We start from the raw sequence: 14,076 nt of genomic DNA on the forward strand, positions 1-14,076 counted from the left end.
AAGGCGTAAAAAAACCGGCATTCTCCACTCGGAGAGCCGGGTTTATGCGCTTTTGCTATCGATTGCAGCTTTATTGCCGAGTTTAGAGCGACCTTACCACGATATGCCCGCCGGCATCCAGGCTTGATCTATGAGAGGCGGATATCCACTCCAGCCCTTGCTCCGCCGTGCGAATCAAATAGTCCGCAGCTGCAGGGTCTGTTTCGTGCAGCGCTTTTAACGAAGCGGCCAGCCGGTCAATCCGAATGCCGACGGCATCCTGAGGTTCATACTCCAGCTCCAAGCCGTTATCGCTTTCGATGGTGAAAAATTCGTTTTGCAGCTTATTGATGACTTCCAGCTGAATCGTTTGCGTCCTTCCGGACTCTAAATTCCGCAAATAATCCGGGGATACGCCAAGCTCCCTGGCGAATTCTGCGACGTCCGCTCCCCGCTGCTGACGAATGCTCCGTATATACAATCCGATCTCGCTCATCCAATCACCGCTCCCGTTATGAGGTATATGTTCCAGTATGGACCGGTTTGCACGGTTGTAACCGCTTGGGGCGGATGGCTTTTTCAAAACGGTATTGACCTTCACGTTACGGTAACTTTTATGATGGTTAATGCAAGCTCTTAAGCAAGCTCATATGCCAAAAAAGGAGATCATACCACATGCCAAATCATGATGACATTTACCAAAATGATGCAGAGCAGTATCACAAGCTTATTTCCAAGCAGGAGGATCTGATTCGCCATATCGAGGGCATCCGCAGCCCGGACGGTTTGGATATCGTCGATCTTGGAGCGGGATCGGGACGTTTGACGACGATATTGGCCCCAAGGGCGAAGTCCATCGTAGCGGTCGACGCTTCGGACGCTATGCTTCGCATCAATGGAGAGCGCTTGAAGGCGGGGGGACACGATCGTTGGCGTACGGTTGTTGCGGATCACCGATCGCTTCCATTGGAGGACCGGAGTGCGGATCTGGTCGTAGCGGGATGGACGATCAGCTATTTGGGAAGCTCGAATGTGCCGAATTATCGGGACAATATAAAGCAAATCATCGGCGAAATCCGCCGGATCTTACGTCCCAACGGCACGGTCATCCTGTTCGAGACGATGGGGACAGGGGAAGAGACGCCGAATCCTCCCGATTTCCTGCGAAGCTATTACACGGCGCTGGAGGAGGAATATGGCTTCTCCCACCGATGGATCAGGACGGATTATGCGTTCGATTCGATCGAGCAGGCTGAGGAGCTGTGCCGGTTTTTCTTCGGCGATGAGATGGCGGAGCGCGTGGTCAGCAACCGTTGGCAGACGGTGCCGGAGTGCGCGGGCATCTGGTGGCGCTGACCCGGGCTGTGTAATGAAGCGTTCTGCCGCGGCATCCGTCGGCCTAGTTCCTATACATGGCGCCATGGAAAAGCATCTCTATTGCTGGACCGCATACTACATGTTGTGTCTCCATAGACGGTAGCCATATTATTACGGAATAAGCCGAAATCCTTGCAGCTATTCCCAAGAAAAGAAATGACTTCCCGTTAATCCGATGGATAGAAATTCCGACTAACCAGCAGCACGCCAGTCTAATTTGAAGCGAGCTGCAGTAAGTAACCGTAATCTGGCACAAGCGCGCCTACGCCGATGCATTATCGAGACTCCATGCACAGATAATCCCCTATGGAATGAACTGCTATCATTCCAAAGGGGATTTCGCTGTTTTGTGAGGACTCTACCGGCGCCTTTACTGCTGAATATACCCTTTCTTGAAAATATCATACCACTGCTCCAATTGCTCCCCCTGCATTACGCCGAGACGCTCCAGAATATGGCGGGAGAACTCGACGGCTGCAGAGCCGTTGGCCGTAATGACATTGCCGTCGGATACGGATTGCGCGTGAACGTAGAGCCGGTCGCCGCGGTAATTCGGCGCGCCTTCCTTCATCGTTTCCAGCATATTTCCGGTATGCTTGTTATTTTCGAGAAAGCCGTGGTTGGCGAGAAACGTCGTCGCGTCGCAAATAGCTGCGATCGGTACATCGTGCTCTACGCATTGCGCGACGATCCGGCTGGCCTGCTGATTGTGCTCTTCCCTCCAGCCGGTACCGCCCGGGATGATGAGCATCGCTATTTCCGCCAGGGACGGGTGGTCCGCCAAATCGTAGTCGGGGAGGACGCGCAGGCCTCCCATCGAAACCTTGGGCTGCTTATCTATGGCAATGGTTTTTACACGGTAGCCGGTTTCCGGACTATTTAATTCGGTTGTTATGTAGCTTGCTTCCCAGTCTGCGAATCCATCGGTAATGAATACTAATACTTGCTTCTCCATACGATCCCTCCGGCGAGTGTTTTTGTAGTTGCTCTTGTCTTTCCTTATGCATCATATTACCTCATCTTCACTGACAATTACGGTCAGTCAATTCTATACGCTCCCTATAAAAATATTGCAGGAGGCAGACGAGCGGCGTATTATAGTAACGATGATTTTACTATAAAAACAGAAATCCCGTACTGCAGCAGGGAGCGGAGCCATGTCCTCCGGAGAGCATAAGGAAGGGAAACAGGATGAGCGGAGAAACCGAGACGAGAGAGAAGCATGCTGGCAATGAAAATGAGAGAGAGAATGAGAAAGAGAACCCGAACCCGTCATCAAAGCGTGTAAGCGATGCGGTGTTGATTGACCCGAAAGACGGCAAGGCGATCCGGAGCATGATTTACCGGCTGGCCGGACCGTCGCTTGTAGAAATGCTGCTGATCAATTTTGCGCAAATGATGAACATGATCATGGTAGGCCGCATTGGTGCGGAAGCGGTGGCCACGGTAGGCTTGACCAGCCAGCCTTACCTGCTTCTGCTTGTATTGTTCGTGGCGCTCAATACGGGAACGACGGTAATCGTCGCCCGTGCGGTAGGCTCCGGCAATGTGGAGGAGGCGAACCAGGCGGCCGGGCAAGCTTTTTTGCTTAACATTTTGCTGTCCGTGGCCGTCGTTGCGTTAAGCGTCTTGAATGCCCGCTGGCTGCTGTCGGCCATGGGGGCGAATGAAGAGGTCATCGGCCATGGATTGACCTATGCCCGAATTACGTTTCTATCCATCGGCTTCACGACGATATCTTCCGTATTATCGGCGATCTTGAGAGGAGCCGGCGACACCAGAACGCCGATGAAGATCAATGTCGTATCCAATGCGGTTGCGGTGGCGCTCGGCTTGCCGCTTATTTACGGCTTTGCCGGATTCCAGGGAATGGGCGTCACGGGAGCCGCGGCGGCTTCCATCACCGCTCAGCTTATCGCTACGGCATGGCTGGTTTCCGTCATGGTCAGCGGCCATTATATGGTGCGGCTGCGCTGGAAGGACGTCACCCGATTCAACTCGGCTATCATCATGCGCGTGCTGAAGATCGGGCTGCCGACCAGCGCCGAGCAGCTGATCATGCGGCTTGGCATCGCCACGTTCGTGAAAATATCCGCCGGACTGGGTACGGTCGCACTGGCGGCGAATCAGCTCGTAACGAGCGTCATCGGGCTGTCGTTTATGCCGGGAATGGCCTTCGCCGTGGCTGCCTCGACACTGGTGGGACAAGCGCTTGGTGCCCAGAAGCCGGAGCTGGCCGAAACGTACGTATGGCAGGTCCGCAAATTCGGGATGGTCGTAGCGGGAATCATGGGCCTAGTGTTCATGCTGTTCGCACCTTACATTCTGATGCTGTACACAGGTGACCGCCATATCATCGATGCGGGCACGCTGGCGCTGCGGATCGTCGGCTTCATCCAGGTGTCCCAGGCGTCGCAGTTTATTCTCGGCGGCGCGCTGCGGGGAGCCGGGGATACGCGGTATCCGCTCTATTCGACCCTCATCGGCGTCTGGGGTGTGCGTGTCGTGCTGAGCCTTCTGTTCGTCCAAGGCCTCGGATGGGGCATGGCCGGACTTTGGAGCGCTGTGGCGCTGGACCAATTCCTTCGCTCCAATCTCATTTATTGGAGATTCAAGCGGGGCAATTGGAAGCGAATCCGCATTTAACTCGAAGGGAGTCAACACGGACAACAAGATAATGATAACCAACGGAAAGCCCTGCTGCGTACGGACGCGGCGGGGCTTTTTGCCGTTATGCTATGCATATTTTAAGAGGATCTTAAGAAATTCTTTACTATTTTCGGACTGGTTTGCTTACCTTTTTCGGATAAGATAGCTGCATAAAGCGACACTAAAGGAGTTGAAGTGAAAAATGGCCTTTCCATCGTCTATTAAATCAACGATTTCCGATAAGCTGCTGTTTCTCCGCAAATTTATTCAAAACCCGGCGGATGTCGGCAGCGTTATACCGAGTTCAAGCTCTCTTACCTTAAAAATGATGGAGTGCGTTCCATGGAACCAAGTGAGGAATGTGGTGGAGCTCGGAGCGGGTACCGGCGTATTCACGCAGGCGATGTATGAGCTGGCGCGTCCGGATTGCCGCGTAGCAGTATTTGAGAAAGATGCGGAAATGCGCAGGCAGCTGATCAAACAATATTCCGACTTTCATATATTGGAAGATGCCATGGATTTGCGCCTTAGCTTGACCGGCATTGGCATGGAAAAGGCGGATTGCATCATTTCCGGCCTGCCGTTCGCTAACTTTTATCCGCTGGACCGCGAGCAAATCATCAGGCAAGTCAAAGAAAGCTTGTCTGACGACGGCATGTTCATTACGTTTCAATATTCATTGCAGATGAAGCGGATGCTTGAGCAGCATTTTCGCACGGTCCGTATCGCCTTTGTGCCATGGAATGTGCCGCCGGCTTTCGTATACATTTGTCAGTAGGGGGAATTGACAGCATGAATCTGGATACGATCCTTAATTCGATACAGCATTTCGGTTATCTGGCCTTGTTCTTCGCCTTGTGGCTGGGCATTGTAGGCATGCCGATTCCGGACGAAGTCATCGTAATGACAGGAGGTATGGTAGGGTCACTCCATTTGCTGCAGACGGCTCCGGCCTTTGTAATGACGTATTTGGGCGTCGTGTCCGGGTTATCGATCGGCTATGTGTTAGGGCGGGTGATGGGGCCATTGGTTATAGACCGTCTGCGTAAAAAGAAAAATATCGACCGGTACATTCAAAAGTCCGAACGGCTGCTCGAGCGGTACGGCGCGTCCGCGCTGGTAATCAGTTATTTTTTACCGGTCGTACGGCACGTGCTCCCTTATTTGGTCGGCATCAACAAAATGACGTTTCCCCAATATGCCTTGATTTCATATTCGACAGGGCTGATCTGGACTTCGATTTATTTTGCCGTCGGCTATTTCTTTGGAGACAACGTCGAGCTGATCGGCACTCATGTTCATCAATACGGCTATTATGCACTGGCCGTACTCATTGTAGTTTTGGGCGGCATGCTTGTCTGGAAAACCATCCGTAAAAAGAAGGTGATGTAATGAACAGTGACAACTCTGCTACGATTCTGATCATCGACGATGAACCGGAAATAAGGGAGATTGTGCACATTTTTCTGAAAAATGAAGGCTATCGTGTGTTGGAGGCGGAGGATGGAGAGCGGGGGCTTGCGCTTTTGCAAACCGAAACAGTCGATCTGGTTATCCTGGACGTCATGATGCCGCGGCTCGGCGGCATACAGGCCTGCCTGAGGATTAGAGAGAACGGGAACCTCCCTATTATTATGCTTTCCGCCAAAAATGAAGATATGGACAAAATCCTTGGGCTGACGAGCGGCGCCGACGATTATGTAGCCAAACCGTTCAATCCTCTCGAGCTTGTCGCCAGAGTCAAGTCGCAGCTGCGCAGAATGAAAATGACCGAGGCGCCGCCCCCGCAGGAAAAGCCGCAGGACGAAATGGCGATAGGTGAGCTGACCATCAATATCCTTCGCCACCAGGTGATGCTTCAAGGAAAGGAAGTTGCGCTGACGCCTCTGGAATTCGACATTTTGGAGCTGCTCGCGACCCATAGAGGCCAAGTGTTCAGCGTGGATAAAATTTACGAGACGGTATGGAAGGACCCGGCCATGCAGTCCGATAAGACGGTAATGGTTCATATACGCAACCTGCGCGATAAGCTGAAGGACAACCCGCGCGAGCCCAAATATATTAAAACGGTATGGGGAGTAGGTTACAAAATTGATTAATCGCCCGAATTGGAGCGGCAGCCTCCGCCTAAAGCTGGTGTTGACCTTTGCCGCGACATTGCTGCTCTCTATAGCATCGAATTTAACCTTTGACTTTGTGACCCGGGAGTGGAGGAAGGAGCCTTTCACCGGCTATCAAACCAGCAAGCAAATCGTTAGCGAGAAGCTAAGCTTGCTGGAGCAGGAGCTGCCGCAGCTTCAGGATCCAAGTAAAGTGAATCCGCTGCTGACCCGGGAAAGCGAGTCGGGCCGGCTTCGCATCGTGCTGTCGGACCTGCAGGGGAATGCCGTCTACCGCTCGGACTCTGTTCAGGATACACGGATTGATTTATACGAGATTATTTACGAGCAAAAGGATGTCGTGAACAACCCGGCGCCGGGCAAAGAGTACACGGAAATGACACCCGTTCTGTATCGGGATCAGAAGCTGGTGCTCATGGTGTCCGGCAAGCTGGAGGCCGAGCAGGGTTATATTTACAAGAATCCCCCTCTGTACAGCGTACTTATTTTTTTCGTGTTCTTTCTGGTAGTGTTCTACTTACTGACTTACAGCAAAATGAGGGAAATCCAGGAGATGAGCAAGGGGGTCTCGTTGATTGCCCAAGGAAATCTATCGATACGTCTTCCGGTGCGGAGCAAGGATGAACTCGGCGTATTGACGAGCAGCATTAACGAAATGGCGGGCCAGCTGGAGGAGCAAATGGCCAAAGAACGCTTGGCCGAAAAAACGAAGAGCGAGCTGATCACCAATATTTCTCACGACCTGAGAACGCCGCTCACGAGCATTATCGGCTATTTGACCGTTCTGATGGAGCATAAAGAAGCGAGCGGCGCTTTGAAGCCCTATATGCAAAGCGCGTTAAATAAATCGAATCAGCTCAAGAAATTGATTGATGATTTATTTGAATATACCCGACTTGCAAGCAATCAGGCCGCTATGGAAAAACAGGTGATCGATTTGGCCGGCATGCTGAATCAGATGATCATGGAGTTTATTCCTCTGGCTGAGCGCAGCGATATCGTGGTGCAGAGCACCGTGCCTGATCATAGGGTGGAAGCATCCATCGATGCGGGCAAAATCGCCCGGGCGGTCGATAACCTGCTAACGAACGCTCTGAAGTTCAGCGTGAAGCCGGGCATAATCGATATATCGCTGCATGCCGATCCGGAGTGGGCCACTCTGTCCGTTGCCAACACCGGATTGGATATTACGAAAGAGCAGGAGGAGCAGCTGTTCGACCGCTTTTACAAAGCCGAGGAGTCGAGACGCGACCATACCATGCCTCACGGTTCGGGGTTGGGACTGTCCATAGCCCGGAGCATCGTGCAGCTTCACGGGGGGGAGATATGGCTCGAGCGCAACGAACGGCATTACGAATTTAGGATTCGCCTGCCCCGGAAATCCGAAATGTCGTGATGACCGGCCTATGCCACGCGGCAGCGCATGCGTCAGAAATTCGGAAAATCGCCTCTCCTCCCACAAAGAAGAGCCTGTCTGCTATAATGGAATGCAGAGATAACGTTAAACCAGGATGGGGTGGGCTCAAGATGATCAAATTGGTGGCATTCGATGTCGACGGTACGCTGCGCGACAGGGACTATTTGCCGGAATCGACCCGCGCGTCGCTCCGTAAGCTTAAGGAGCAGGGCATTGCGCTCGCTTTGTGCACGGGACGCAGCGAGTACGAGATGGAATCGCTGCGCGAGGAGCTCGGCATCGACTGGGCGATTACCTGCAACGGCAGCCATATCGGCTATCGGGGGAAGACGGTATTCGGCAATGCGTTTCCGAAGGATACCGTGCGCCTGTGGCTTCAGGAAGCGGAGAAGCAGAAGCATACGTTTTTGCTGTACGGGTCGGAGAAGATGTTCATGACTCGGGCGGAGGATCCGCATTTCCGCCAAGGGCAGCAGGAAATCGGCTTTATGGAGCCGGTTGCTCTGCAATCTATCGACGAGGTGCCGGACATTTACCAGTGCATCGTTTTTTGCGAGGAGCACGAAGAAGGAATTTATACCGGCGAAGAGAAGGGCCGAAGGGCCGCTATTATATTCACCGCTGGCGTCCATGGGCGGTCGATATTAATCCGACCGGCATGAACAAAGCGGTAGGCTTGCGCAAGCTGATGGACCACCTCGGCATCCGTCCGGAGGAAGCCGCCGCATTCGGCGACGGTCATAACGATTTCGAAATGATCGAGCTGGTGGGCAGCGGGATCGCGATGGGCAACGCGGTGGACGATTTGAAGGCGAAGGCCCGCTATGTGACTCGCTCCTTGAAAGAGGACGGCATCGCGTACGCGGTAGACAAATGGATTATAACCAGCGCAAGCTGACTGTAATGGCAAAACTGGCGCTATATTGGCAGGCTCTTTGATGGGTCTGTCTTTTTTTCGAAATTTCATGCGCTTTCTGTAAATAAATGGCTTCCTATGAGAACGTATGTTTGTTATAATGGTTTTCGGAAACTTTCCCGACCAAAAGGACATGAGGCTTGTCCGTGGTTTCGAAGGAGGCTGTTCAATGATTGCGACGGTTAGCAAAGAAGCTGAAGAAAAGGAGTTGGATAAATATTCTGAGATAGACGAGGTCATTGCCTATATTTACAAGAATATTTATGAGCCGCTGCCACTTTCCAAGCTGGCCCGGTATGCCGCATATAGCCCGTACCATTTCTCCCGAGTGTTCAAGGAACGAATGGGGCTGCCCCCTCTATACTTTGTTTCCTCTCTCCGCCTGCAGAAAGCGAAGGAATTGCTCCTCAGCACCAATCTGAGCATCCGCGATATCGGACTCGAGATCGGGCAGCAAAGCTTGGGGACTTTTACAACAAGATTTACGGAGCGCGTAGGCGTAACTCCGGCGCATTTCCGCAATTCCATGCTCCAGGCAGAGCAATATTTGCAAATGCTGCATCAGCTAGACGATTGGGAAGAGCCTGCGTCGGCGCCGAATCATGGAGCGACAATCGAAGGGACGGTACGAACGGAAATCCCTTTTGACGGCGTCGTTCTCATCGGCCTGTTCGCCAAACCGATTCCCGAGGGGCTACCGCTGCACGGTACGTTGATCCCTTCATCCGGCAAGTTTTGTTTCACGGGCGTCCAGCCGGGTATTTATTATTTGATGGCGACATCCGTCCCTTGGGGGATGCAAGCCATAGACTTTCTGCTTCCTCAGACCACCACGCTGCGCACTCGCTCCAAGGAACCGATTGTCGTTACACCATTTACCCGCGTCCTTCATAGACAGGCTACACTTCATGTTCCGAGAACCGATGATCCTCCCATTCTAATATCCCTTCCCTTGCTTATGAACAATTTTCTTAACAGGGTTTGGCAACCTGAGATATAAAATCTGGGATCAAGGGGTCTAATGCTTTCCTATGCCCCTTGATCGTATGCCGAGCCGATTAATGCTCCTGCAGGCTGCTCAGTTGCACGGTTTGCTCTTGCTCGGGCTGTCCCAGAGGATAAATGGTGGCCGTCTCGTTATGTTCATCCACATGCTGAATATAGATAGGAACACCGTCGCAAGTTACATTAACCATGACGGGCGCAGCCGCAATTTCTTGTGCTCTTAGCTTATTCATTGTCCTTACCTCCGCTGCTGTTATTGGCTGTACGGCTACTTATCCGCACAACGATTGCTATTATGCACAATCGCGGATTGGATTATTTAGGTGATGTACCTTGGAGCAGGAAAAAATAACAATAGCCATTTTCTCCCCTTTGAACAAGAAGTGGGTATGTTACAATAGTTGACGGCATTCGGAAAAAAGAGCCGGTGCCGCGCTTTCGCCAAGGAAAGGTCGTCTTGAAGTAGGGAGAATGGGAGATAATAGACGATAAAGGCAACCTTTTGATCGAACATAACGTTAATAACAACGTGCTGTTTTCAGATGAACTGTTTAGAGCGGCTGCAGCAGTGAAATGGCGAACAATGGATATACGAAAGGAATGATACAACAGATGTCAGCTTCACAAGGAATAGGATCGCTGCTGCGCAACCGGTTTGTGCAGGCGATATTGTTATCGGGTTTATTTCTGCAAATAGGAATTTGGGTGAGAAACTTCGCCGTCCTGCTGTTTGTTATGGATCAGACGAACGGGGATGCCAAGGCGGTATCGCTGATTTCGGTGGCGGAATTTGCGCCGATTTTTATCTTTTCATTCATCGGAGGGACGTTTGCGGACCGTTGGATGCCGAAGCGGACGATGATCTGGTGTGACGTGCTGAGCGCCGTCTCCGTATTCGCCGTCCTTCTTACGCTAGTGTACGGCTCTTGGAAGGCCGTGTTTTTTGCCACTCTCGTTTCCGCGATTTTATCGCAGTTTTCCCAGCCGTCCGGCATGCGTTTGTTTAAAATCCATGTCCCTGCCGAGCTGATCCAGATGGGCATGTCCATTTATCAGACGATGTTTGCACTGTTCATGGTATTGGGGCCGATTCTCGGTACCTTCGTATACCAAAACTACGGGATTCAGACGGCGATTTTCATTATGGGCATCGCATTCCTGCTGTCCGCCGCCGTTCTGCTGATGCTGCCTTCCGACAAGGCAGCGGCTGAAGAGGAGAAGGCGAAGACGAATTTGGGCGAGGAAATGGCCGCAGGCTTCCGTTACGTATTGTCCAAACAAACATTGACCACTTTGGGCGGCTGTTTCTTGAGCGCGGGACTGGCCATCGGTCTGATCCAGCCGCTTGGTATTTTTCTGGTGACAGAGCGGCTCGGTCTGCCGAAGGAGAACTTGCAATGGCTTATGACCGCCAACGGCGTTGCCATGATTATTGGCGGAGGCTTCGCGCTTGGGTTGTCCAAAAAGTATTCGCCGCAAACGATGCTAGGCATCGGGATGGTCGTCAGCGCGATCGGGATGATCGTCATCGGGTTCTCGACCTCTCTGTGGCTCACGCTGGCGGCTCAATTCATTTCGGGGCTGGTGCTTCCGGCCATCCAGATCGGTATCAACACGATGATTTTGAGCAATACGGATGAAGCGTATGTAGGCCGGGTCAACGGTATCTTGAACCCTCTGTTCATGGGAGGGATGGTCGTCACGATGAGCTTGGCCGGTTGGCTGAAAAGCGTGTTCAACATTGTCATTATGTATGAAGCCGCAGCGATCTTGTTTATCATCGGCGTGCTGGTAATGATTCCATTGTATCGCAACCGGCAGAGCTCAGCCGGATCGGCGGAATCTCCCGGAGAAGCGTAATTCATTGAAAAGCTTTGCCCCAAAAGGACCGTCCGGTTACAAACCGGGTGGTCCTTTTGGCGCGCTCGGCTCACCATATTGGATGCTGCAATTCCGAGGTTGTCAGGGCGACGTCAATTATTGATTGTCTTTGCGGAAATAAGGTTGAGCGCTTCCTACCCATTCGTCTCTTTCGCTGCAAGTGACCGAATGCTGGTAGACAGGGTAACAATGGTGACGGTTGACGATTTCAATAGGGTGAATCACTTGCACAAGCTGCGGATGATAAAAGTTTCTAACAACCCTCCGCGGGTTAGTCATAATGGGGTCCGTTGGAGGACAACAATTGTGATTACGATATGCCATTTACCTATCAGCTCCTCTCACGATCTGAGATAGTATACGGTACTATTGCGGAAGTCGCTTGTGTTCCTGCCTAATTTATCCATAAAACAAAATCACTGCAGGTACAGGCACCTGCAGTGAAAGAAGTGACAACCGCTCGTTACACGAACGCGTTCTGATTCATTTTGCTTCGGGCGAGCTTCAAGTAGCCCTGCACATTGAGCAGCTCGCTGTCCTCCACGAACCGCAGCTTCATCGGGCCCGCGGCGTCGATAATATAAGGACGGAGCGCGGCAGCTCCGCCGCCGACAACATAGAAGCATTGGATGTCGGGGTGCTTCTTCCAGCGCTTCTTGATCAGATCGACGATCTTGTGCGCCGCCCGGCTGAAGTACATATCGACTACCGGCTTCATGCTCGACTGGCCTTCACCGATACGGCGTATCGCGAAGTCGTTTCGCTTGATCCGCTGCACCAGCTTGGCGCGGCTGGGGAACCGGTAGCCGTACTGGTCCTCCACATCGCGGATAATGTTGTCCAGATACGTAGCCAGTCCGATCTGTTCTCCAGTGCTGAACTGATTATCGATGCTCATTTTGTTGATGACCGGAAAATCCGTCGTTAGCGCACCCATCTCGCAAATTCCGATACAGCCGTGGTACAGCTCTTCGTCCTTCACCTGCAAATTGTCGTGCGTTGCCAGTTGAAACAATGCGGCCGCTCCTTCGATGGATACGACGGCTTTGCGGATCGATACTTTGATCTTGCGGTTTTTGAGGTGAGGCGTAGACAGAAACGTGACCTCATGCTCCCCGACCAGACGGTCCTCGAACTGTTTGTGATAATACGAATAAGTGCGTACCGGAAGCCCGGTCCCTATTACATACTCCACTTCCTCGGTATTGCCGAAGCCGGTGCTCGCTACCGATTGGCTTGCTATGCCTGCGTAAGCCAGTGCGGTGATTGCGACGATCAGCGACTGATCCGACACCGCTTTGTTATCCGTCTCCTCGAGCTCTACGCTATCCTCGTTCTCCATGGCTAGAAGGCCGACGAAGTACCTTTGATTGTTTCTTGACAAACGTGGGCTGTGCACTACGACATCAAGTGCCTTCAGAGGAGAATCCTCCTCCTGCAAAATATGTCTTTCATACCCGGGTGCAACAATGTTGGGGATCATTAACGGATCGCGAACCCCGTCCAGGACTACCTTGATGCTATCGTTGCCGATATCGATTCCGGCCAAGATCATGTATGAATTTCCCTCCAGTCAGCTCCAATAAATTACTTTGGTACTATGATTCGATTTAATTCAACAAAATCCCTTCGTACTTTAGAACTATTTTCCACTATTTATGAAAACATCGGCAGGTTTTTTCCCGGGATGCGACGAATAAGATCGTATTCTATCGAATAATGTTAATTTGTGCCAAGCTTAAAGGAGCTAACATGAAGGTCAAACGGATCAATAAACGGTTTACATTCGTCATTATTCCCGATGCCAACAGCGCGGTCCGGCGATTTGAAGTACCAAAGGCGCTCCTTTATTGTGCCGGAGCAGGACTAATTGCCTTGTTGTCGGTTACGCTGGTCCTGTATGTGAACCATGCGAGGACATCATGGGTCACGGCGGACTTGCAGAGCCGCATCGTCAGTCAAGAGGCTGTGTACAGCACCACGGTCCAGGAGAAGAACGATACGATCGAACAGCTGCAAAACGAGCTGATCCAATTATCCCAGCAAACGGTGGAGATGAAGGGGAGAATCGATGATATCCGCAAGCTGGAGGACGAAGTTCGCACGATCACGGGCGCGGCCAAATCAACCGCATCTGCCGCATCCTCCTCCGTAGATTCGAACGCGATGGGCGGCTCCAACCGTCCTGTCACCGACGAAGAGATCAAGACGCTGCTCGAGCAGACGAAACAGCACCTGAGCTCCATGAACCAAGAAGTGGCAGAGCTTCAAGGCAGCATTACCGATACGAAGGCAAAGGCCGTTCAGGCGCAGGAGCTGCTCCGCATTACGCCGAACATTTGGCCCGTGGACAGCAGGAATATTACATCCGGCTTCGGGATTCGCAAGGATCCGTTTACGTACAGACCAAGCTTCCATAGCGGTTATGACATTGCTGCACCGATGAATACTCCCGTACGGGTTACGGCAGACGGGATTGTCAGTTCTACAGGCAGCGATTCCTCGCATGGAAACAACATTGTGGTTACTCATTCAAAAGGACTGCAAACGTGGTACATGCATCTAAATAAAATCAACGTCAAGCAGGGCGAACGAGTGCAAAAAGGCGACGTGATCGGTCTGGTAGGCTCAACCGGAAGAAGCACCGGGGCCCACCTGCATTATGAGGTGCTGAAGAACGGCCAGAGCACGGATCCTAAACCTTATTTGAACTAGAATGACCATACTAATCA

General features: G+C 52.0%; 15 protein-coding genes. 11 read left to right on the plus strand and 4 right to left on the minus strand.

Annotated features, from left to right (window positions below; all coding sequences use genetic code 11):
- Nucleotides 1-82 precede the first annotated feature (82 nt).
- Nucleotides 83-475, minus strand: coding sequence for a helix-turn-helix domain-containing protein (locus tag DVH26_RS05950; protein ID WP_239632178.1), 393 nt, complete (start codon nt 473-475; stop codon nt 83-85).
- Nucleotides 476-654: 179 nt separating this feature from the next.
- Between DVH26_RS05950 and DVH26_RS05955 the strand changes: the two genes are divergently transcribed.
- Entirely contained in the window at nt 655-1,335 is a 681-nt protein-coding gene (locus DVH26_RS05955) for a class I SAM-dependent methyltransferase (RefSeq protein ID WP_239632180.1), read from the plus strand.
- Nucleotides 1,336-1,726: 391 nt separating this feature from the next.
- Here the strand turns inward: DVH26_RS05955 and DVH26_RS05960 are convergent, their stop codons facing one another.
- Nucleotides 1,727-2,311, minus strand: coding sequence for a type 1 glutamine amidotransferase family protein (locus tag DVH26_RS05960; RefSeq protein WP_239632182.1), 585 nt, complete (start codon nt 2,309-2,311; stop codon nt 1,727-1,729).
- Nucleotides 2,312-2,547: 236 nt separating this feature from the next.
- Between DVH26_RS05960 and DVH26_RS05965 the strand changes: the two genes are divergently transcribed.
- The 8 genes from DVH26_RS05965 (at nt 2,548) to DVH26_RS05995 (ending at nt 9,458) form a co-directional block, all read left to right on the plus strand.
- Entirely contained in the window at nt 2,548-4,002 is a 1,455-nt protein-coding gene (locus DVH26_RS05965) for an MATE family efflux transporter (protein WP_239632184.1), read from the plus strand.
- A gap of 205 nt (nt 4,003-4,207) precedes the next feature.
- Nucleotides 4,208-4,783, plus strand: coding sequence for a class I SAM-dependent methyltransferase (locus DVH26_RS05970; RefSeq protein ID WP_239632186.1), 576 nt, complete (start codon nt 4,208-4,210; stop codon nt 4,781-4,783).
- 14 nt (nt 4,784-4,797) lie between these two features.
- On the plus strand, nt 4,798-5,397 hold the full coding sequence (locus tag DVH26_RS05975) for a DedA family protein (protein WP_239632189.1): 600 nt from the start codon (nt 4,798-4,800) through the stop codon (nt 5,395-5,397).
- A complete protein-coding gene (locus DVH26_RS05980) occupies nt 5,397-6,104 on the plus strand; it encodes a response regulator transcription factor (RefSeq protein WP_239632193.1) in 708 nt (235 codons plus the stop codon). Before DVH26_RS05975 ends, DVH26_RS05980 begins: the two co-directional genes overlap by 1 nt.
- Nucleotides 6,097-7,521: a HAMP domain-containing sensor histidine kinase gene (locus DVH26_RS05985; RefSeq protein WP_239632195.1), complete on the plus strand. Its 1,425-nt coding sequence runs from the start codon at nt 6,097-6,099 to the stop codon at nt 7,519-7,521. Before DVH26_RS05980 ends, DVH26_RS05985 begins: the two co-directional genes overlap by 8 nt.
- 131 nt (nt 7,522-7,652) lie before the next feature.
- Nucleotides 7,653-8,204 carry an HAD-IIB family hydrolase gene (locus tag DVH26_RS05990; RefSeq protein WP_275590453.1) on the plus strand — a complete coding sequence of 184 codons (552 nt, stop codon included), beginning with the start codon at nt 7,653-7,655 and terminating at the stop codon, nt 8,202-8,204.
- Complete coding sequence (locus tag DVH26_RS37055) at nt 8,201-8,440, plus strand: HAD family hydrolase (RefSeq protein ID WP_275590454.1); 240 nt, start codon at nt 8,201-8,203, stop codon at nt 8,438-8,440. The genes DVH26_RS05990 and DVH26_RS37055 overlap by 4 nt, the downstream gene beginning before the upstream one ends.
- Nucleotides 8,441-8,627: 187 nt before the next feature.
- Nucleotides 8,628-9,458 (plus strand): helix-turn-helix transcriptional regulator, encoded by an 831-nt coding sequence (locus tag DVH26_RS05995; protein WP_239632197.1) that lies wholly within the window; start codon nt 8,628-8,630, stop codon nt 9,456-9,458.
- 58 nt (nt 9,459-9,516) lie between these two features.
- Here the strand turns inward: DVH26_RS05995 and DVH26_RS06000 are convergent, their stop codons facing one another.
- Entirely contained in the window at nt 9,517-9,696 is a 180-nt protein-coding gene (locus DVH26_RS06000) for a small acid-soluble spore protein H (protein ID WP_239632199.1), read from the minus strand.
- A 367-nt stretch (nt 9,697-10,063) separates the two neighbouring features.
- Here DVH26_RS06000 and DVH26_RS06005 point away from each other — a divergent pair, with 367 nt between their 5' ends.
- A complete protein-coding gene (locus DVH26_RS06005) occupies nt 10,064-11,323 on the plus strand; it encodes an MFS transporter (protein ID WP_239632201.1) in 1,260 nt (419 codons plus the stop codon).
- A gap of 484 nt (nt 11,324-11,807) precedes the next feature.
- Here DVH26_RS06005 and DVH26_RS06010 read toward each other — a convergent pair whose 3' ends face one another.
- Nucleotides 11,808-12,899 (minus strand): ParM/StbA family protein, encoded by a 1,092-nt coding sequence (locus DVH26_RS06010; protein WP_239632204.1) that lies wholly within the window; start codon nt 12,897-12,899, stop codon nt 11,808-11,810.
- A gap of 197 nt (nt 12,900-13,096) precedes the next feature.
- On the opposite strand from DVH26_RS06010, the gene DVH26_RS06015 reads away from it, so the two are divergent.
- Nucleotides 13,097-14,059, plus strand: a complete 963-nt coding sequence (locus tag DVH26_RS06015) for a M23 family metallopeptidase (RefSeq protein ID WP_239632207.1) — start codon at nt 13,097-13,099, stop codon at nt 14,057-14,059.
- The last annotated feature ends 17 nt before the right edge of the window (nt 14,060-14,076 follow it).

Origin of the sequence: Paenibacillus sp. H1-7 (assembly GCF_022354825.1) — a bacterium.
Classification (GTDB): Bacteria; Bacillota; Bacilli; order Paenibacillales; family NBRC-103111; genus Paenibacillus_S.

What these genes read in the sequence shown, in the direction of transcription:
- DVH26_RS05950 (WP_239632178.1), bottom strand. Translation starts at nt 475, where the DNA reads ATGAGCGAGATCGGATTGTATATACGGAGCATTCGTCAGCAGCGGGGA.
- DVH26_RS05955 (WP_239632180.1), top strand. Translation starts at nt 655, where the DNA reads ATGCCAAATCATGATGACATTTACCAAAATGATGCAGAGCAGTATCAC.
- DVH26_RS05960 (WP_239632182.1), bottom strand. Translation starts at nt 2,311, where the DNA reads ATGGAGAAGCAAGTATTAGTATTCATTACCGATGGATTCGCAGACTGG.
- DVH26_RS05965 (WP_239632184.1), top strand. Translation starts at nt 2,548, where the DNA reads ATGAGCGGAGAAACCGAGACGAGAGAGAAGCATGCTGGCAATGAAAAT.
- DVH26_RS05970 (WP_239632186.1), top strand. Translation starts at nt 4,208, where the DNA reads ATGGCCTTTCCATCGTCTATTAAATCAACGATTTCCGATAAGCTGCTG.
- DVH26_RS05975 (WP_239632189.1), top strand. Translation starts at nt 4,798, where the DNA reads ATGAATCTGGATACGATCCTTAATTCGATACAGCATTTCGGTTATCTG.
- DVH26_RS05980 (WP_239632193.1), top strand. Translation starts at nt 5,397, where the DNA reads ATGAACAGTGACAACTCTGCTACGATTCTGATCATCGACGATGAACCG.
- DVH26_RS05990 (WP_275590453.1), top strand. Translation starts at nt 7,653, where the DNA reads ATGATCAAATTGGTGGCATTCGATGTCGACGGTACGCTGCGCGACAGG.
- DVH26_RS37055 (WP_275590454.1), top strand. Translation starts at nt 8,201, where the DNA reads ATGAACAAAGCGGTAGGCTTGCGCAAGCTGATGGACCACCTCGGCATC.
- DVH26_RS05995 (WP_239632197.1), top strand. Translation starts at nt 8,628, where the DNA reads ATGATTGCGACGGTTAGCAAAGAAGCTGAAGAAAAGGAGTTGGATAAA.
- DVH26_RS06000 (WP_239632199.1), bottom strand. Translation starts at nt 9,696, where the DNA reads ATGAATAAGCTAAGAGCACAAGAAATTGCGGCTGCGCCCGTCATGGTT.
- DVH26_RS06005 (WP_239632201.1), top strand. Translation starts at nt 10,064, where the DNA reads ATGATACAACAGATGTCAGCTTCACAAGGAATAGGATCGCTGCTGCGC.
- DVH26_RS06010 (WP_239632204.1), bottom strand. Translation starts at nt 12,899, where the DNA reads ATGATCTTGGCCGGAATCGATATCGGCAACGATAGCATCAAGGTAGTC.
- DVH26_RS06015 (WP_239632207.1), top strand. Translation starts at nt 13,097, where the DNA reads ATGAAGGTCAAACGGATCAATAAACGGTTTACATTCGTCATTATTCCC.